At 57.4% G+C, this 18,890-nt stretch carries 12 protein-coding genes and 1 CRISPR repeat array; of the genes, 10 read left to right on the top strand and 2 right to left on the bottom strand.

Annotated features, from left to right (window positions below):
- Window positions 1-23: 23 nt before the first annotated feature.
- The gene (locus tag RTN40_RS06660) at window positions 24-1,166 is read left to right on the top strand and encodes a glycerate kinase (RefSeq protein ID WP_312227783.1); all 1,143 of its coding nucleotides are present in this window, start codon (window positions 24-26) and stop codon (window positions 1,164-1,166) included.
- Window positions 1,167-1,217: 51 nt separating this feature from the next.
- Here the strand turns inward: RTN40_RS06660 and barA are convergent, their stop codons facing one another.
- On the bottom strand, window positions 1,218-3,980 hold the full coding sequence (gene barA, locus RTN40_RS06655) for a two-component sensor histidine kinase BarA (RefSeq protein WP_312227782.1): 2,763 nt from the start codon (window positions 3,978-3,980) through the stop codon (window positions 1,218-1,220).
- Window positions 3,981-4,037: 57 nt separating this feature from the next.
- Here barA and rlmD point away from each other — a divergent pair, with 57 nt between their 5' ends.
- The 6 genes from rlmD to queE all read left to right on the top strand — a co-directional run bounded on the left by rlmD (window position 4,038) and on the right by queE (window position 12,648).
- Window positions 4,038-5,336: a 23S rRNA (uracil(1939)-C(5))-methyltransferase RlmD gene (rlmD, locus tag RTN40_RS06650; protein WP_312227781.1), complete on the top strand. Its 1,299-nt coding sequence runs from the start codon at window positions 4,038-4,040 to the stop codon at window positions 5,334-5,336.
- 52 nt (window positions 5,337-5,388) lie between these two features.
- Window positions 5,389-7,626, top strand: coding sequence for a GTP diphosphokinase (relA, locus tag RTN40_RS06645; RefSeq protein WP_312227780.1), 2,238 nt, complete (start codon window positions 5,389-5,391; stop codon window positions 7,624-7,626).
- A gap of 64 nt (window positions 7,627-7,690) precedes the next feature.
- Window positions 7,691-8,482, top strand: coding sequence for a nucleoside triphosphate pyrophosphohydrolase (gene mazG, locus RTN40_RS06640; protein WP_312227779.1), 792 nt, complete (start codon window positions 7,691-7,693; stop codon window positions 8,480-8,482).
- 225 nt (window positions 8,483-8,707) lie between these two features.
- On the top strand, window positions 8,708-10,345 hold the full coding sequence (pyrG, locus tag RTN40_RS06635) for a glutamine hydrolyzing CTP synthase (protein ID WP_103818309.1): 1,638 nt from the start codon (window positions 8,708-8,710) through the stop codon (window positions 10,343-10,345).
- 197 nt (window positions 10,346-10,542) lie between these two features.
- Window positions 10,543-11,841 carry a phosphopyruvate hydratase gene (gene eno, locus RTN40_RS06630; RefSeq protein WP_312213718.1) on the top strand — a complete coding sequence of 433 codons (1,299 nt, stop codon included), beginning with the start codon at window positions 10,543-10,545 and terminating at the stop codon, window positions 11,839-11,841.
- Between the two features lie 135 nt (window positions 11,842-11,976).
- The gene (gene queE / locus RTN40_RS06625) at window positions 11,977-12,648 is read left to right on the top strand and encodes a 7-carboxy-7-deazaguanine synthase QueE (protein WP_042387845.1); all 672 of its coding nucleotides are present in this window, start codon (window positions 11,977-11,979) and stop codon (window positions 12,646-12,648) included.
- Between the two features lie 60 nt (window positions 12,649-12,708).
- On the opposite strand, the gene queD is transcribed toward queE, so the two are convergent.
- The gene (queD, locus tag RTN40_RS06620) at window positions 12,709-13,071 is read right to left on the bottom strand and encodes a 6-carboxytetrahydropterin synthase QueD (protein WP_042387843.1); all 363 of its coding nucleotides are present in this window, start codon (window positions 13,069-13,071) and stop codon (window positions 12,709-12,711) included.
- A 305-nt stretch (window positions 13,072-13,376) separates the two neighbouring features.
- Between queD and cysJ the strand changes: the two genes are divergently transcribed.
- The 3 genes from cysJ to cysH all read left to right on the top strand — a co-directional run bounded on the left by cysJ (window position 13,377) and on the right by cysH (window position 17,725).
- Window positions 13,377-15,188, top strand: a complete 1,812-nt coding sequence (cysJ, locus tag RTN40_RS06615) for an NADPH-dependent assimilatory sulfite reductase flavoprotein subunit (RefSeq protein WP_312227778.1) — start codon at window positions 13,377-13,379, stop codon at window positions 15,186-15,188.
- Window positions 15,188-16,900, top strand: coding sequence for an assimilatory sulfite reductase (NADPH) hemoprotein subunit (gene cysI, locus RTN40_RS06610; RefSeq protein ID WP_312227777.1), 1,713 nt, complete (start codon window positions 15,188-15,190; stop codon window positions 16,898-16,900). Before cysJ ends, cysI begins: the two co-directional genes overlap by 1 nt.
- 90 nt (window positions 16,901-16,990) lie before the next feature.
- Window positions 16,991-17,725, top strand: coding sequence for a phosphoadenosine phosphosulfate reductase (gene cysH / locus RTN40_RS06605; RefSeq protein WP_312227776.1), 735 nt, complete (start codon window positions 16,991-16,993; stop codon window positions 17,723-17,725).
- Between the two features lie 255 nt (window positions 17,726-17,980).
- Window positions 17,981-18,864: direct repeats of the CRISPR family, unit length 29 nt; unit sequence GAGTTCCCCGCGCCAGCGGGGATAAACCG.
- Window positions 18,865-18,890 lie beyond the last annotated feature (26 nt).

The raw sequence follows: 18,890 nt of genomic DNA, 5'->3' as shown, positions 1-18,890 counted from the left end.
ATCACTCTGCGTAAGGACGGCTTATGAAAATTGTTATCGCACCGGACTCTTATAAAGAGAGTTTGAGCGCCCTTGATGTCGCGACCGCCATCGAGGAGGGCTTTCGTGAGATCTTTCCGGCGGCGGACTATATCAAACTGCCGGTGGCGGATGGTGGTGAAGGCACGGTTGAAGCGATGGTCGCTGCCACGCAGGGGCGGATCGTACAGGTTGCCGTTACCGGCCCGCTAGGCACCCAGGTAGAGGGATTCTATGGTCTCTCCGGCGACGAGCAGAGCGCATTCATTGAGATGGCGGCCGCCAGCGGCCTTGAGCTGGTCGCACCCGAGCAGCGTAATCCGCTGATCACCACCTCGTGGGGAACGGGGGAGCTGATCCGCCATGCGCTGGACGGGGGCGTGAAGCATATTATTATTGGCATCGGTGGCAGCGCCACTAACGACGGTGGCGCGGGTATGGTGCAGGCGCTCGGGGCGAAACTGCTGGATAACGAAGGCAACGCCATTGGCCAGGGCGGCGGCGCGCTGGAGACGCTCTCCCGGATCGACATCAGCGCGCTGGACAGTCGGCTGCACAACTGCCGCATTGAGGTCGCCTGCGACGTCACCAACCCCCTGACCGGCAAAGAGGGCGCATCCGCCATCTTTGGGCCGCAGAAAGGGGCGACGCCGGAGATGATCGCCCGTCTCGATGAGGCGCTGGGGCACTATGCCCAGCTGATCAAGCGCGATCTGGATCTCGACGTGCTGGATCTGGCCGGTGGCGGGGCAGCTGGAGGGATGGGCGCGGCGCTGTACGCCTTCTGCGGAGCAGAACTGCGCCAGGGCATTGAGATTGTCACCGACGCGCTGCATCTCGATCGCTATGTTGCAGAAGCGGATCTGGTCATCACCGGCGAAGGGCGGATCGACAGCCAGACCGTGCACGGCAAAGTGCCGGTGGGCGTAGCAAAGGTGGCGAAGCGCTACAACAAGCCGGTGATCGGCATTGCCGGTAGCCTGACGTCGGACGTCGGCGTGGTGCACCAGCACGGGATCGACGCGGTATTCAGCGTGATCTATGGCATCTGCACGCTGGATGATGCCCTGAAAAACGCGGCGGAAAACGTGCGCATGACGGCGCGTAACGTGGCGGCGGTGCTGAAGGCGGGCCAGGGCTTGCGTTAACCTAACCACAGGCCGGGCAAACGCACTGCCGCCCGGCGTTACCACGATCTATCACCCAATCCACCTGCGCGCTTCCCGTGCCACGTTATCCATCTCATCCAGCAGCTCCAGGAACTCTGGCTCCAGATCCTCTGCGGGCATGCCGCTGCGCAGATGGTGTTCAATCAAATGGCACAGCCGCTTGAGGCGCGGTACGCCGCTGTAGCCACAGCTGCCGTGCAGCTTGTGGATGGCCTCCGTCAACTCCTCGGGCGCTTCCCCCACCAGCTGCTCCTCAACCTTATTACGGATCTCCGGCAGGAAGGCGATCAACATCTGTAACATCTCCCGCGCCAGATCGGGTTTATTGGCTGACTGGCGCAGGGCCAACTGCCAGTCCAGCGAGACGTCAGCATTGACCGGCGCTTCCACCGGCTCCGGTTCCGGCGGCGTTAGCCACTGGCTGACGCCTGGGCCGGGGAGATAGCGCAGCAGCAGGCTATGGAGCTTATCCTCTTCAATCGGCTTCGCCAGATAACCACTCATGCCCGCGCTCAGCAGCTTCTCTTTTTGTCCGGCCATGGCGTGAGCCGTTACCGCGATCACCGGCGTCTGCTGCTGGTGCGGCAGCTGGCGAATGGTTTCGCAGGCGCGGATGCCGTCGATATCGGGCATCTGAATATCCATCAGGATCAGATCGAACTGCATCTGCTTCGCGCGATCGATCGCGTTATGTCCGCTGTCGCACAGCTCGACGTGCTGCACCCGATCGTCAAGCAGCGCGCCAATAAGCTTCAAATTAGCCGGATTGTCATCTACCGCCATTACGCTCATCGGCAGCTTGCGGTCGTCGTTCAGCGCCTGCTCCCGGGGGTGGTTAAGACGGCAGTATTCGGTCAGGGCGGGCAGCAGGCGTGTGGCCGTCAGCGGTTTTAACAGACAGGCAGCGGCACCCTCTTGCTTGAAGCGCTCGGCGTTGATCTGCATATGGCACGGCAGCGCCAGCAGCAGGAAGTCGCTCATAGCGGCGGCCTTCGCCAGCCGCTCATGCTGCATAGTGAGCGGCTCGCGCAGGGTCACCGGCACCGCCAGCAGCAGGATATCGTAGCGATCCTCCGGCAATGCCGAGAAGGTCGGACTGTAGATCACCTCAAGCGGCGTCCCCTGAAGCAGATCCAGCGTGCTCTGAGCAGCGGCGGCATTTGGCTCAACGTAGGCCAGCCGTTTGCCGGCGAGGCAGTCGGTAGGCAGCCCTTCGCTGATGACGTTGGGGTTAAGATCGAGATTGATATGGAACCAGAAGGTCGAGCCGCGCCCGGGCTGGCTGTGGAAGGAGATATCGCCCCCCATTTCATTAACCAGCTTCTGGGTGATCACCAGCCCCAGCCCGGTGCCGCCGTGGCGTCGGGAGATGCTGGCATCCGCCTGGCGAAACGCCTGGAAAAGCCGGGACTGATCGCGCTCCGGAATGCCGATGCCGGTATCGCGGATCTGCATCTCAATCTGCACCTTGTTGTTGCTCAGGGCGCGCTTCTCCACCAGCACGTCAATGTTGCCGTTTTCGGTAAACTTAATGGCGTTACCCACCAGGTTGGTAATGACCTGCTGCAGGCGCAGCGGATCGCCAATCACGTTATCCGGCACGTCATTTTTGACGTTGAGGGTTAGCTCCAACCCTTTGTCATGAGCGGAGTGGGCTAGCAGCGTGACCACCTCGTCAAGGGCGTTACGCAGCGGGAAAGGAATGCTCTCGAGGATCAGCTTCCCGGCCTCCAGCTTGGAGAAGTCCAGCACGTCGTTGATGATGGTGAGCAGGTTATTGGCCGAGCGCTCAATGGTGTGCAGGTGGTCACGCTGGGTAGGCGTCAGCTCAGATTTCAACGTCAGCCGGGTAAAACCAATCACGCCGTTCAGCGGGGTACGCAGCTCGTGAGACATATTGGCCAGAAACTCCGACTTGATGCGTGCCGCCTCCTGGGCGCGCTTCTTTGCCAGGTCCAGCTCGACGTTCTGGATCTCCATCTGCTCAAGGGTTTCACGCAGATCCGAGGTGGACTGGTCGATGTTGTGCTGCATCTCCTCGTGGTAGGCCGCCAGCGACATCGCCATCGAGTTGATGCCGTTTTTCAGCATATCCAGCTCGCCCAACATAAAACCCTCTACACGGCTGTCGAGCTGGCCCCGGCGGATGCGATCCACCGTATTGACCATGTTGCGGATCGGTCCGGTGACGTCGCGCATCAGCCGCCAGCCAAAGATCAGCGCGATCCCGGTGCAGAAGAGCATCATCAGGGTGGCGATAAAGATCTCTTTATACTGCTGTAAACGCACGGAACGGAGATCCAGCTCCAGCGCGACGTAGCCCAGCCTGTTTTGTGCCGCTTTGATACCCGGCAGGGCAGGCTCGTCTGGCGAATAGCCCCCGGAGACGATAGGCGTGCGCAGGATCATCAGATCGCCCCGCCGCGTGACGTCCAGGGCATTGGGGAAGGCCGCACCCTCCGGCAGCCTTAACGCTTTGGGATCGAGATGAGAGTTAGAGGTGACAAACAGCCGGTTATTGTCATCGTAGACGGAGATCGCCCGCACAATGTCGGAGTGACGGCGGTGGAGAACGCTGATCAGCTGTCCGATGGAATCCCGGTTCTGCAGGTTCATACCGTACTCGCTCGCTACCGCCAGCGGTTCGATAATGCTCGCCCCTGCGTCCTCAAGCTGCTGCTGTAAGTCATTGTAGCGATGGACAACAAAGAAAATGCTGAGCAGTAAACCGATCAGGACGGTTGGCGCTAAGATCAAAATCATCATTCGCGCCCGCAGGCTGTAGTTGGTCATGGAGTTCCGTTATGGGACAATTAGAGTCATTATGTTTGATTGAGAAAAATCTCGGCAATGGCGCAATTCTACTCTGCAAAACGGCGCGTGACGACGCGTGAGATCATAACCGTAACAGTAAACGACCTGGATCCCTTTGGTCAGGGCGTTGCACGCCATAACGGCAAAGCGCTGTTCGTGCCCGGACTGCTGCCCGGCGAGCGTGGCGAAGTGACGCTAACTGAAGATAAACGCCAGTTCGCCCGCGGGACGGTGAAGCGGCGGCTGAACGACAGTTCGGAACGTGAAACGCCGCCGTGTCCGCACTTTGGCGTTTGCGGCGGCTGTCAGCAGCAGCACGCCAGCGTGGCGCTGCAGCAGCGCAGCAAAAGCAGCGCGCTGGCACGCCTGATGAAAAATGAGGTGGACGACATCATTGCCGCCGAGCCGTGGGGCTATCGGCGACGGGCACGGCTGAGCCTCAACTATCAGCCGAAGACGCAAACGCTGGAGATGGGCTTTCGCAAAGCCAGCGCCAGCGACATCGTGAACGTGGTGCGCTGCCCGGTGCTGACGCCCCAACTTGAGGCGTTAATTCCTTCACTACGTGAATGCTTGCAGAGTCTGGAGGGGATACGCCACCTCGGCCACGTTGAGCTGGTGCTGGCCGATAACGGCCCGCTGATGGTGCTGCGTCATACTGCGCCTCTCTCCCTTGCCGATCGCGAAAAACTGGAACGCTTTTCGCATTCTCAAGGCGTTGCGCTGTTTCTTGCCCCGGAAAGCGCCATACTGGAGCAGATCTCCGGCGAGCTGCCCTGGTATACTTCTGATGGTCTACGCCTGACCTTTAGCCCGCGTGATTTCATTCAGGTTAATGATAAAGTGAACCAGCAGATGGTAGATCGGGCGCTGGCGTGGCTGGATGTTCAGCCCGATGACCGGGTGCTGGATCTCTTCTGTGGCATGGGCAACTTTACCCTGCCGCTGGCAAAACGCGCCGCCAGCGTGGTGGGCGTGGAGGGAGTCGCCGCGCTGGTCGAGAAGGCGAAGGAGAATGCGCAGCAGAACGGCTTGCAGAATGTGACCTTTTTCCATGAAAACCTGGAAGATGACGTCACAAAGCAGCCCTGGGCACAGCACGGTTTTAACAAGGTACTGCTCGATCCGGCCCGCGCCGGTGCGGCAGGCGTAATGCAGCACGTGCTAAAACTATCCCCAAAAAAGGTGGTCTACGTGTCATGCAACCCTGCGACGCTTGCCCGTGACAGCGAAGCATTATTAAATGCGGGCTACACTATGTCGCACCTCACGATGCTGGATATGTTCCCGCACACCGGGCATCTGGAATCCATGGTGTTGTTTGAGCACGAGTGATTAATTCTGGCTTGCCGAATCCGGCAGGCTTCGTCCCTGAAAGGAGAGGACAATGGTTGCGGTAAGAAGTGCACATCTTAATCGAGCGGGTGAATTCGATTCGAAAAAATGGATCGCAAGTCTGGGGATCGCCAGCCAGCCCTCGTGTGAGCGCTTAGCCGAAACCTGGGCATACTGCCTGCAACATACCCAGGGCCACCCTGACGCTGAGCTGCTGCTGTGGCGCGGCGTCGAGATGGTCGAAATCCTCTCCATGCTCAGTATGGACCTCGATACGCTGCAGGCCGCGCTGCTCTTCCCGCTGGCGGATGCCGAAGTAGTCAGTGAAACGGTGCTGCGCGAAAGCGTGAGTAAGTCCGTTGTCGCGTTGATCTACGGCGTGCGCGATATGGCAGCTATTCGCCAGCTCAAGGCCACGCATACCGATGCCGTCTCCTCTGAACAGGTCGATAACGTCCGCCGCATGCTGCTGGCGATGGTGGATGATTTCCGCTGCGTGGTCATCAAGCTTGCCGAACGCGTCGCCCACCTGCGTGAGGTAAAGGATGCGCCGGAAGACGAGCGCGTGCTGGCGGCCAAAGAGTGCACCAATATCTACGCCCCGCTGGCGAACCGATTGGGCATCGGTCAGCTGAAGTGGGAGCTGGAAGATTACTGCTTCCGCTATCTGCATCCGGCAGAGTACAAGCGCATCGCTAAACTGCTGCACGAGCGGCGGATCGATCGCGAACGCTATATCGATGAGTTCGTCAGGCACCTGCGCGCCGAGATGAAGCAGGAGGGCGTCAAAGCCGAAGTTTATGGGCGTCCGAAGCATATCTACAGCATCTGGCGAAAAATGCAGAAGAAAGATCTCGCCTTTGACGAGCTGTTTGACGTTCGCGCGGTGCGTATCGTCGCCGAGCGCCTGCAGGACTGCTATGCCGCGCTGGGGATTGTCCATACTCATCATCGTCATCTGCCGGACGAGTTTGACGACTACGTGGCAAACCCGAAGCCGAACGGCTATCAGTCGATCCATACCGTGGTGCTGGGACCGGAGGGCAAAACCGTTGAGATCCAGATCCGCACCAAGCAGATGCATGAGGATGCTGAACTTGGCGTCGCCGCCCACTGGAAATATAAAGAGGGCACGACGGCGACCGGAGCGCGCAACAGCCACGAGGATCGCATCGCCTGGCTGCGTAAGCTGATCGCGTGGCAGGAGGAGATGGCCGACTCCGGCGAAATGCTCGACGAGGTGCGCAGCCAGGTCTTTGACGATCGCGTCTATGTCTTTACCCCGAAAGGCGACGTGGTGGATCTGCCTGCCGGATCGACGCCGCTCGATTTTGCCTACCATATCCACAGCGACGTCGGCCACCGCTGCATCGGGGCCAAGATTAGCGGGCGCATTGTGCCCTTTACCTATCAGCTACAGATGGGCGATCAGATTGAGATCATCACCCAGAAGCAGCCGAACCCGAGCCGCGACTGGCTGAACCCGAACCTGGGCTATGTGACCACCAGCCGCGGACGCTCGAAGATCCATGCCTGGTTCCGCAAGCAGGATCGCGACAAGAATATTCTCGCGGGTCGCCAGATCCTCGACGACGAGCTGGCGCATCTGGGCATCAGCCTGAAAGAGGCGGAGAAGCACCTGCTGCCGCGCTACAACTTCAATGAGATGGAGGAGCTGCTGGCGGCCATCGGCGGAGGCGACATTCGCCTTAATCAGATGGTGAACTTCCTGCAGTCGCACTTCAACAAGCCCAGCGCCGAAGAGCAGGATGCCGCCGCGCTGAAGCAGCTGCAGCAGAAAACCTACGCGCCACAGGGGCGCAACAGCAAAGACAATGGCCGGGTGGTGGTCGAGGGCGTCGGTAACCTGATGCACCACATCGCCCGCTGCTGCCAGCCGATCCCGGGGGATGAGATCGTTGGCTTTATCACTCAGGGGCGCGGGATCTCGATCCACCGCGCCGACTGCGACCAGCTGACGGAGCTGCAATCCCACGCGCCGGAACGCATCGTCGATGCGGTGTGGGGCGAGAGCTACTCGGCGGGCTACTCGCTGGTGGTTCGCGTCACCGCCAACGATCGCAGCGGCCTGCTGCGGGATATCACTACCATTCTCGCCAACGAGAAGGTGAACGTCCTCGGCGTGGCCAGCCGGAGCGATACCCGGCAGCAGCTTGCCACCATCGATATGAATATCGAGATCTATAACCTGCAGGTGCTGGGACGCGTGCTCGGCAAGCTCAACCAGGTTCCGGACGTGATTGACGCCCGTCGTCTGCACGGCGGTTAACCGCATATTATGTTGTAAGCCGGGTAAGCGTTAGCGCCACCCGGCGTTTTATTCAGGAAATCATATGAATCAAATCAATCGCCTGCTGGGCATCATGCAGCGCCTGCGCGATCCGGAAACCGGCTGCCCGTGGGATAAAGAGCAGACCTTCGCCACCATCGCCCCCTATACGCTGGAGGAGACCTACGAGGTGCTCGATGCCATCGCCCGCAACGATCTTGACGATCTGCGCGGCGAGCTGGGGGATCTGCTGTTCCAGGTGGTGTTCTACGCCCAGATGGCGCAGGAGCAGGGGCGTTTTGACTTTAACGACATCTGCGCGGCCATTAGCGACAAGCTGGAACGCCGTCATCCGCATATTTTTGCCGACGCTACCGCCAGCAACAGCAGTGAAGTGCTGGCGCGCTGGGAGGAGATCAAAACCAGCGAGCGGGCCGAAAAAGCCCAGCACTCGGCGCTGGACGATATTCCCCATGCCTTTCCGGCTCTGATGCGTGCACACAAGATTCAGAAACGCTGCTCGGCGGTGGGCTTTGACTGGGACTCGCTCGGTCCGGTGCTCGATAAAGTGCATGAAGAGATCGACGAGGTGATGCACGAAGCGCAGCAGGCGGTGGTGGATCAGGCCAAACTGGAAGAGGAGGTGGGCGATCTGCTGTTCGCCACCGTTAATCTCTCCCGTCATTTAGGGGTAAAAGCCGAAACCGCGCTGCAAAAAGCGAACCTGAAGTTTGAACGCCGCTTCCGGGAAGTTGAGCGAATTGTCGCCTCCCGCGGCCTGGCGATGACCGGCGTCGATCTCGAAACCATGGAAGAAGTCTGGCAGGAGGTAAAGCGCCAGGAAACTGATCTCTAACGAGTTTTGTGAATCAAGCGCGATTAGTGTGTTTTTTAAATAACAAGCGCTTGATTTACGTCAAAAACATTTGCCGCAAACGAGCTATTTTCTCACTCCCCATGGTTCGCTGAAGATGAGAAGAGGAGGGATAATGAAAGTTTGTGGCGACTGCCTAGTTCCGGTATACTACTTTCCCGTCCTGGTTATTCCATCGTCTTTTAAACCTAACTTCTCAGGTTCAGCATGACAACGAACTATATTTTTGTGACCGGCGGGGTTGTATCCTCTCTGGGTAAAGGCATTGCAGCCGCCTCCCTCGCAGCCATTCTTGAAGCCCGTGGCCTTAACGTGACCATGATGAAGCTGGATCCGTACATCAACGTCGATCCGGGTACCATGAGTCCTATCCAACACGGGGAAGTGTTCGTTACGGAAGACGGCGCCGAAACCGACTTGGATCTGGGCCACTACGAGCGTTTCATTCGCACCAAAATGACGCGCCGCAACAACTTCACCACTGGCCGCATCTATTCTGACGTACTGCGCAAAGAGCGCCGTGGCGACTACCTGGGTGCTACCGTTCAGGTTATTCCGCACATCACCAACGCCATTAAAGAACGCATCATTGCCGGTGGCGAAGGCCACGACGTGGTGCTGGTTGAGATCGGCGGTACCGTGGGTGATATCGAATCCCTGCCGTTCCTCGAAGCCATTCGCCAGCTGGCGGTCGATATTGGCCGTGAACACGCGCTGTTTATGCACCTCACCCTGGTGCCGTACATGGCTGCCGCGGGCGAAGTGAAGACTAAGCCAACCCAGCACTCGGTAAAAGAGCTGCTCTCCATCGGTATTCAGCCGGATATTCTGGTTTGCCGTTCCGATCGCGCCGTACCTGCCAACGAACGTGCGAAAATTGCATTGTTCTGTAACGTGCCGGAAAAGGCCGTTATCTCAATGAAAGACGTCGATTCGATTTATAAAATTCCGGGCCTGTTGAAATCACAGGGGCTGGACGATTATATTTGTAAACGATTCAGCTTGAACTGTCCGGAAGCTAACCTGAGCGAATGGGAACAGGTTATCTACGAAGAGGCGAATCCGTCAGGTGAAGTTACCATCGGTATGGTCGGCAAGTACATCGAGCTGCCGGATGCCTACAAGTCAGTGATTGAAGCGCTGAAGCATGGTGGCCTGAAAAACCGTGTTACCGTCAACATCAAATTGATCGATTCGCAAGATGTTGAAACACGCGGTGTGGAAATTCTGAAAGATCTGGATGCTATTCTCATTCCAGGTGGCTTCGGTTACCGTGGTGTAGAGGGCAAGATCGCTACCGCGCGCTATGCGCGTGAACATAATATTCCTTATCTGGGCATCTGCCTGGGTATGCAGGTTGCGCTGATCGAGTTTGCGCGCAACGTGGCGGGGATGGACAACGCTAACTCAACGGAATTTGTGCCAGACTGTAAGTTCCCGGTTGTGGCTCTCATTACCGAATGGCGTGACGAAGAAGGCAACGTCGAAGTACGCTCTGAGAAGAGCGACCTGGGCGGCACAATGCGTCTTGGTGCGCAGCAGTGTCAGCTTGATGACGATAGCCTGGTGCGTCAGATGTACGGTTCGTCGACTATCGTTGAACGTCATCGTCACCGCTATGAAGTTAACAACATGCTGTTGAAACAAATTGAAGCTGCGGGTCTGCGTGTTGCAGGCCGTTCCGGCGATGATCAGTTGGTCGAGATCATCGAGGTGCCAAACCATCCGTGGTTTGTTGCCTGTCAGTTCCACCCGGAATTTACTTCAACGCCGCGCGATGGGCATCCGCTGTTCTCAGGCTTTGTGAAAGCCGCCAGCGACTACCAGAAGCGTCAGGCGAAGTAAGAGTTAGAGCGATAACGCGTTGAAATGCGCCTATAGCTTTCGCGTTAGAACAAGGCAGCCCGTGAATGAATCCCCGGGAGCTTAGTGAACTAAGTGACTGGGGTGAGTGAGCGGACTAACGCAGTTATAGCGTGAAAGATGACGGCGCATGCGTTGTTTGTCTGGAGTTTTAATTAACTGGTACTGAGGAAATCCTAATGTCCAAAATCGTTAAAGTCATCGGTCGTGAAATCATCGACTCCCGTGGTAACCCGACTGTTGAAGCCGAAGTACACCTGGAAGGTGGTTTCGTCGGTATGGCTGCTGCCCCGTCAGGTGCTTCTACCGGTTCCCGCGAAGCGCTGGAACTGCGCGATGGCGACAAATCCCGTTTCCTGGGTAAAGGCGTGACCAAAGCTGTTGGCGCAGTTAACGGCCCGATCGCTCAGGCTATCCTTGGCAAAGACGCCAAAGACCAGGCTAACATCGATAAGATCATGATCGACCTGGACGGTACTGAGAACAAATCTAACTTCGGTGCGAACGCAATTCTGGCCGTTTCCCTGGCGAACGCCAAAGCTGCCGCTGCTTCTAAAGGCCTGCCGCTGTATGCGCACATCGCTGAACTGAACGGCACCCCGGGCAAATACTCCATGCCGGTTCCGATGATGAACATCATCAACGGTGGTGAGCACGCTGACAACAACGTAGACATTCAGGAATTTATGATTCAGCCGGTTGGCGCGAAATCCCTGAAAGAAGCCGTACGTATGGGTTCAGAAGTGTTCCACAACCTGGCAAAAGTGCTGAAGTCCAAAGGCATGAACACCGCTGTGGGCGACGAAGGCGGCTACGCGCCGAACCTGGGCTCCAACGCCGAAGCGCTGGCTGTTATCGCTGAAGCGGTAAAAGCAGCAGGCTACGAGCTGGGCACCGACATCACTCTGGCGATGGACTGTGCAGCCTCTGAGTTCTATAAAGATGGCAAATACGTTCTGGCTGGCGAAGGCAACAAAGCCTTCACCTCTGAAGAGTTCACCCACTTCCTGGAAGATCTGACCAAACAGTATCCGATCGTCTCCATCGAAGATGGCCTGGACGAGTCTGACTGGACCGGCTTTGCTTACCAGACCAAAGTGCTGGGCGACAAAATCCAGCTGGTTGGCGACGATCTGTTCGTAACCAACACCAAGATCCTGAAAGAAGGCATCGAGAAAGGCATCGTTAACTCCATCCTGATCAAATTCAACCAGATCGGTTCTCTGACCGAAACTCTGGCTGCGATCAAAATGGCGAAAGACGCTGGCTACACTGCGGTTATCTCTCACCGCTCTGGCGAAACTGAAGATGCAACCATCGCTGACCTGGCTGTGGGTACCGCTGCTGGCCAGATCAAAACCGGTTCCATGAGCCGTTCTGACCGCGTTGCTAAGTACAACCAGCTGATTCGTATCGAAGAAGCGCTGGGTGAACAAGCACCGTACAACGGTCGTAAAGAGATCAAAGGCCAGGCATAATCCCCTGACTTTTCACTCTTAATAAAAAAACCCGCTTCGGCGGGTTTTTTTATTGCTGCAATAGCGCAGCTGCTGCACATGACCTTAGGGCAGGGATCTGCGATACTTACCTTTTATAGCCAAACAGAGATGAGTATGCAGTACCCGATTAATGAGATGTTCCAGACCCTGCAAGGCGAGGGTTACTTTACCGGCGTTCCCGCTATTTTTATCCGTCTGCAGGGATGCCCGGTAGGCTGTGCCTGGTGCGACACCAAGCACACCTGGGATAAGCTCGCCGATCGAGAAGTGTCCCTCTACAGCGTGCTGGCGAAAACCAAAGAGAGCGATAAGTGGGGACCGGCAAGCAGTGAAGATCTGCTGGCTATCATTGAGCGCCAGGGCTATACCGCTCGCCATGTAGTGATCACCGGCGGTGAGCCTTGCATTCACGATCTGATCCCGCTGACCATGCTGCTGGAGAAAAACGGTTTTAGCTGCCAGATTGAAACCAGCGGCACGCATGAAGTGCGCACGTCGACCAACACCTGGGTGACGGTTTCACCGAAGGTGAATATGCGCGGCGGGTACGATATTTTACAGCAGGCGCTGGATCGCGCGGATGAGATTAAACACCCGGTGGGCCGGATGCGCGACGTTGAGGCGCTGGATGAACTGCTGGCGACGCTGCACGACGATAAGCCGCGGGTGATCGCGCTTCAGCCGATCAGCCAGAAAGAGGATGCGACGCGTCTGTGCATTGAGACCTGCATTGCACGCAACTGGCGTCTGTCGATGCAGACGCATAAGTACCTGAATATTGCTTAATAGTCCGATATGCCCGGTGGCGCTGCGCTTACCGGGCCTGGGTTAACCGTGCTGCGACCTCTATTCGCCGCGATAGACGCAACCCGCCGTACAGGTCTCTTTGATTGTCACCGCGCTCAGCAACGGCACAAGCGGCTTCATCTCCTCCCAGATCCACTTCGCCAGCACTTCGCTGGTCGGGTTCTCCAGGCCAGGAATATCGTTCAGATAGTAGTGATCCAGTCGGTCATAGGTCGGCTTGAAGGCGGCCTTCAGCTCGGAGAAGTCCATGATCCAACCCGTATGGGGATCGACTTCACCGGTAATTTCCAGGCGCACCATAAAAGAGTGACCGTGCAGGCGACCGCATTTGTGGCCTTCGGGAACGTGCGGCAGACGGTGAGCGGCTTCGAAGATGAAATCTTTAAATAACGTGGTAGACATGATCAATTCTCAGACAGGCAAAAACCGCCGCATACTACCGGAATTGACCATTTTTGGCATTAACTAAAACAGGCAAAAGCGGTAAAGCCCGGCCTGTGGCGGCGAAATTTGATTTTTATCTTTTAAAATCAGTGAATTAATCAACCTGTTTTACTGTTAATAACTATAACTAAAAGCGGTTAGCGTTTTTAGTTATTTGTTATTTCCAACCCTTCTTTAATTGTTATTATTCACGCCGTTACCCTTACACTCTGTTCTGTTTTTACGCTTTTTTAATAGCTTTGCTTACTGGAACATAACGACGCATGACGACACAGGCCCCACCTTCCGCTTTGCTTCCGCTGAACCCGGAGCAGCTGGCACGCCTTCAGGCAGCCACCACCGATTTAACACCGACTCAGCTCGCCTGGGTTTCCGGCTACTTCTGGGGCGTGCTTAACCAGCAGCCTGGCGCAGCAGCAATGGCTGCAGCACCGGCGCCGGCGGTAGAGACGCCGACGATCACGCTGCTTAGCGCATCGCAGACCGGTAACGCCCGTCGCGTGGCGGAAGCGCTGCGTGACGATCTGCTGGCGGCGAAGCTTAACGTCAACCTGGTTAACGCTGGCGACTATAAATTCAAACAAATTGCCAATGAAAAGCTGCTGGTTGTGGTTGCTTCGACCCAGGGGGAGGGGGAGCCACCGGAAGAGGCGGTCGCCCTGCATAAGTTCCTGTTCTCGAAAAAAGCGCCGAAGCTTAATGGTGCAGCCTTCGCCGTCTTTGGCCTGGGCGATACCTCCTACGAATTTTTCTGCCAGTGCGGTAAAGATTTTGATAGCAAACTGGCGGAGCTGGGCGCAGAGCGCCTGCTGGATCGCGTAGATGCTGACGTTGAGTATCAGGCAGCGGCCAGCGAGTGGCGCGCGCGCATCGTTGATATCCTGAAAGCCCGCGTGCCGACCGAAAGCCCGGCCCAGGCGGCAGTAACCGCTACCGGCGTGGTCAATGAGGTCTTCTCCAGCCCCTATACTAAAGAAGAGCCGCTGGTAGCGACGCTCGCCGTGAACCAGAAGATCACCGGCCGCGACTCCGAGAAAGACGTGCGCCATATCGAGATCGATCTGGGCGATTCCGGTCTGCGCTACCAGCCGGGCGACGCGCTGGGCGTCTGGTATCAGAACGATCCCGAGCTGGTGCGTGAGCTGATTGAATTGCTGTGGCTGAAAGGCGACGAGCCGGTTACCGTTGATGGCAAAACGCTGCCCCTCTCTGAGGCGCTGGCGTGGCACTTTGAGCTGACGGTAAACACTGCCAGCATCGTTGAAAACTATGCGAAGCTGAGCCGCAGCGAAACGCTACTGCCGATGGTGGGCGACAAGGCTCGTCTCCAGCACTACGCCGCAACGACGCCGATTGTCGATATGGTGCGCTTCTCTGCCGCCCAGCTGGATGCTGAGGCGCTGATTGGCCTGCTGCGGCCGCTGACGCCGCGCCTCTACTCTATCGCCTCATCCCAGGCGGAAGTGGAGAGCGAAGTGCACGTCACCGTTGGCGTAGTGCGTTATGACGTTGAAGGCCGTGCCCGCACCGGCGGTGCGTCGGGCTTCCTTGCCGATCGCGTAGAAGAGGACGGCGAGATCCGTGTGTTTATTGAGCACAACGATAACTTCCGCCTGCCATCTAACCCGGAAACACCGGTGATTATGATCGGCCCAGGCACCGGTATTGCGCCGTTCCGCGCCTTTATGCAGCAGCGTGCGGCGGACGAAGCGCCGGGTAAAAACTGGCTGATTTTTGGTAACCCGCATTTTACTGAAGATTTCCTGTACCAGGTTGAGTGGCAGCGTTACGTCAAAGAGGGCGTGCTGAACCGCATCGATCTGGCCTGGTCCCGCGACCAGAAAGAGAAAGTATACGTACAAGATAAACTGCGCGAACAGGGCGCGGAGCTGTGGCGCTGGATCAACGAAGGTGCACACATTTATGTCTGCGGCGACGCGACGCGTATGGCGCGCGACGTTGAGCAGGCTTTACTGGAAGTGATTGCCGAGTTCGGTGGCATGGACACCGAAACGGCTGACGAATATTTAAGTGAGCTGCGCGTAGAGCGCCGTTATCAGCGAGATGTCTACTAATGAGCGATAAACACCCAGGTCCGCTGGTGGTCGAAGGTAAACTGACCGACGCCGAGCGTATGAAACGTGAAAGCAACTACCTGCGCGGTACGATTGCGGAAGATCTGAACGACGGGCTTACCGGCGGTTTTAAAGGTGACAACTTTCTGCTGATCCGTTTCCACGGTATGTATCAGCAGGACGATCGTGATATTCGTGCTGAACGTGCCGAGCAGAAGCTGGAGCCGCGCCACGCCATGATGCTGCGCTGCCGCCTGCCGGGCGGGATCATCACCCCGGCGCAGTGGCAGGCTATCGACAAGTTCGCCGAAGAGAAGACCATCTACGGCAGCATCCGTCTGACTAACCGCCAGACTTTCCAGTATCACGGTATTCTGAAGAAGAACGTCAAGCCCGCTCACCAGATGCTGCATGAAGTAGGTCTGGACGCGCTGGCGACCGCCAACGACATGAACCGTAACGTGCTCTGTACCTCTAACCCGATTGAGTCCGAGCTGCACGCTGAGGCCTACGAGTGGGCGAAGAAGCTCTCTGAGCATCTGCTGCCGCGCACCCGCGCCTATGCCGAGATCTGGCACGATGCGGAGAAGGTAGCAACCACTGACGAAGAGCCGATCCTTGGGCAGACCTATCTGCCGCGTAAGTTCAAAACCACGGTGGTGATCCCGCCGCAGAATGATGTCGATCTGCACGCCAACGACATGAACTTTATCGCTATTGCCGAGAACGGCAAGCTGATCGGCTTTAACCTGCTGGTGGGCGGCGGTCTCTCTATCGAACACGGTAACAAGAAAACCTACGCCCGCACCGCGAGTGAGTTTGGCTTCCTGCCGCTGGAGCACACCCTGGCGGTAGCAGAAGCAGTCGTGACCACCCAGCGCGACTGGGGCAACCGTACCGATCGTAAAAACGCCAAGACTAAATACACGCTGGAGCGCGTGGGCGTCGAGACTTTCAAAGCGGAAGTTGAGCGCCGGGCAGGCATGAAGTTCGAGCCGGTTCGCCCCTATGAGTTTACCGGTCGCGGGGATCGCATCGGTTGGGTTAAAGGCATCGATAACAAGTGGCACCTGACGCTGTTTATCGAAAACGGTCGTATTCTTGACTACCCGGATCGTCCGCTGAAAACCGGCCTGCTGGAGATCGCGAAGATCCATAAAGGCGACTTCCGCCTGACCGCGAACCAGAACCTGATCGTCGCGGGCGTGCCGGAGAGCCAGAAGGCGAAGATTGAGAAGCTGGCACGTTCCCACGGCCTGATGGATGCGGTTAAGCCGCAGCGCGAGAACTCCATGGCCTGCGTCGCCTTCCCGACCTGTCCGCTGGCGATGGCGGAAGCGGAGCGTTTCCTGCCGAGCTTTGTTGATAAAGTTGAAGCGATCATGGAGAAGCACGGCGTCGGCGATGACCATATTGTCATGCGCGTGACTGGCTGTCCGAACGGCTGTGGTCGTGCGCTGCTGGCAGAGCTGGGCCTGGTGGGTAAAGCACCGGGTCGTTACAACCTGCATCTAGGCGGCAACCGTATGGGCACGCGCATTCCGCGCATGTACCGTGAGAACATCACCGAGTCAGAGATCCTCGACTCTATTGACGTGCTGGTAGGTCGCTGGTCGAAAGAGCGCGAAGCGGGTGAGGGCTTCGGCGACTTCACCGTTCGTACCGGGATTATCCGTCCCGTATTGGATCCGGCGCGGGACTTCTGGGAATAACGTGGTCATGCCCGGTGGCGCTTCGCTTACCGGGCCTACAAAACCGTAGGCTGGGCAAACGCAGTGCCGCCCGGCAGAAGTGAGGGGTATATGTCCAGACTCGATCTTAATGTTTTAAACGAGCTGCCAAAAGTCGAACGCATTCTGGCGCTGGCAGAGACTAATGGCCAACTGGAAAAAATGAGCGCAGAAGAGCGCGTCGTCTGGGCGTTAGAGAATCTGCCCGGTGAGTACGTGCTCTCCTCAAGCTTTGGTATTCAAGCGGCGGTTAGCCTGCACCTGGTTAATCAGATCAGCCCGGATATCCCAGTGATCCTGACCGATACCGGCTACCTGTTCCCGGAGACCTATCAGTTTATCGATGAGCTGGCAGATAAGCTCAAGCTGAACCTGAAGATCTATCGTGCAGAGCAAAGCCCGGCGTGGCAGGAAGCACGCTATGGCAAGCTGTGGGAGCAGGGCGTCGAAGGCATTGAGAAGTACAACGAGATCAACAAGGTTGAGCCGATGAACCGTGCTCTTAAAGAGCTGAAGGCGCAGACCTGGTTTGCTGGCCTGCGCCGTGAGCAGTCAGGCAGCCGCGCGACGCTGCCGGTGCTGGCTGTCCAGCGTGGCGTCTTTAAGGTGCTGCCCATCATCGACTGGGACAACCGTACCGTTTATCAGTACCTGCAGAAGCACGGGCTGAAGTACCATCCGCTGTGGGACCAGGGCTACCTCTCGGTGGGCGATACGCATACCACCCGCAAATGGGAGCCGGGAATGGCGGAGGAAGAGACCCGCTTCTTCGGCCTCAAGCGCGAATGCGGACTGCACGAAGGGTGATAACCCTCTTGAAAATGCTGACCTTAGGGTCGGCATTTTTTTTGGTTTTTTTGGCTGAGAATGGGTGGAAGATTGATTTAGGTTAGGGTAACGGTTGAGGGCGGCGGTAGAATTGAAGTTGTCATTAATGAATTTTATTTTTTCATTTAAAATCATTGTGTTACCCAAAGCATAATGATGCGTAATTGTTTATTGTAAGTTGGTAGTTTGTTGATTGATAAAAAAGCTCTTTAAAAACAAATAACTGTATTTAGAGAGTTCCCCGCGCCAGCGGGGATAAACCGGGCCAGGCGTTCGGCCAGTCAGCACAATCCAAGAGTTCCCCGCGCCAGCGGGGATAAACCGCGTAGACCAGTTCGCGGCAGACGTATGTTCCGGAGTTCCCCGCGCCAGCGGGGATAAACCGTTCAGGCTGAGTGTGAAAAAGCCTCTTCCCGACGAGTTCCCCGCGCCAGCGGGGATAAACCGCGCTGGTGGAATGGTGCGCCCCACGTCCGGGCGAGTTCCCCGCGCCAGCGGGGATAAACCGTGGTCTGAAGACGTTAAATAAGCAACCTCCCCGAGTTCCCCGCGCCAGCGGGGATAAACCGCGGGTTGTTTGAAATATAGACGGGCTATCTAAGAGTTCCCCGCGCCAGCGGGGATAAACCGGCTGCCCGCGCAGCGCCTCAGAGCCTGCCACAGAGTTCCCCGCGCCAGCGGGGATAAACCGGGGTTTACGACCCGGAGACCATCACGGATATAGAGTTCCCCGCGCCAGCGGGGATAAACCGAACAAAGACGACCTGTTTACAGAGATGCAGCGGAGTTCCCCGCGCCAGCGGGGATAAACCGCAGCGCCTCGCAGTTCTCCCAGGCGGGCGGACGAGTTCCCCGCGCCAGCGGGGATAAACCGATCACCGAGGTGTATCTCAACGGGAGGGGCGTGAGTTCCCCGCGCCAGCGGGGATAAACCGATGGCTACTCAATGCCAGCCATCCTCAAATGGGAGTTCCCCGCGCCAGCGGGGATAAACCGAAAACTATAAACGAGCAGATTGGCGATCGGATGAGTTCCCCGCGCCAGCGGGGATAAACCGGAGACTCTATGACGCCCTACAAAGAGGTTGGAGAGTTCCCCGCGCCAGCGGGGATAAACCGACAGTCACCCACCTCAACACGCTGTA

This window comes from Pseudescherichia sp. (assembly GCF_031987975.1).
Taxonomy (GTDB): Bacteria; Pseudomonadota; Gammaproteobacteria; order Enterobacterales; family Enterobacteriaceae; genus Pseudescherichia.
Note: the sequence above shows the minus strand (reverse complement) of the source record. Positions and strands in the feature narration are given on the sequence as shown.

Excerpts from the sequence above, each read along its gene's own strand:
- RTN40_RS06660 (WP_312227783.1), top strand. The coding sequence starts at position 24 with ATGAAAATTGTTATCGCACCGGACTCTTATAAAGAGAGTTTGAGCGCC.
- barA (WP_312227782.1), bottom strand. The coding sequence starts at position 3,980 with ATGACCAACTACAGCCTGCGGGCGCGAATGATGATTTTGATCTTAGCG.
- rlmD (WP_312227781.1), top strand. The coding sequence starts at position 4,038 with ATGGCGCAATTCTACTCTGCAAAACGGCGCGTGACGACGCGTGAGATC.
- relA (WP_312227780.1), top strand. The coding sequence starts at position 5,389 with ATGGTTGCGGTAAGAAGTGCACATCTTAATCGAGCGGGTGAATTCGAT.
- mazG (WP_312227779.1), top strand. The coding sequence starts at position 7,691 with ATGAATCAAATCAATCGCCTGCTGGGCATCATGCAGCGCCTGCGCGAT.
- pyrG (WP_103818309.1), top strand. The coding sequence starts at position 8,708 with ATGACAACGAACTATATTTTTGTGACCGGCGGGGTTGTATCCTCTCTG.
- eno (WP_312213718.1), top strand. The coding sequence starts at position 10,543 with ATGTCCAAAATCGTTAAAGTCATCGGTCGTGAAATCATCGACTCCCGT.
- queE (WP_042387845.1), top strand. The coding sequence starts at position 11,977 with ATGCAGTACCCGATTAATGAGATGTTCCAGACCCTGCAAGGCGAGGGT.
- queD (WP_042387843.1), bottom strand. The coding sequence starts at position 13,071 with ATGTCTACCACGTTATTTAAAGATTTCATCTTCGAAGCCGCTCACCGT.
- cysJ (WP_312227778.1), top strand. The coding sequence starts at position 13,377 with ATGACGACACAGGCCCCACCTTCCGCTTTGCTTCCGCTGAACCCGGAG.
- cysI (WP_312227777.1), top strand. The coding sequence starts at position 15,188 with ATGAGCGATAAACACCCAGGTCCGCTGGTGGTCGAAGGTAAACTGACC.
- cysH (WP_312227776.1), top strand. The coding sequence starts at position 16,991 with ATGTCCAGACTCGATCTTAATGTTTTAAACGAGCTGCCAAAAGTCGAA.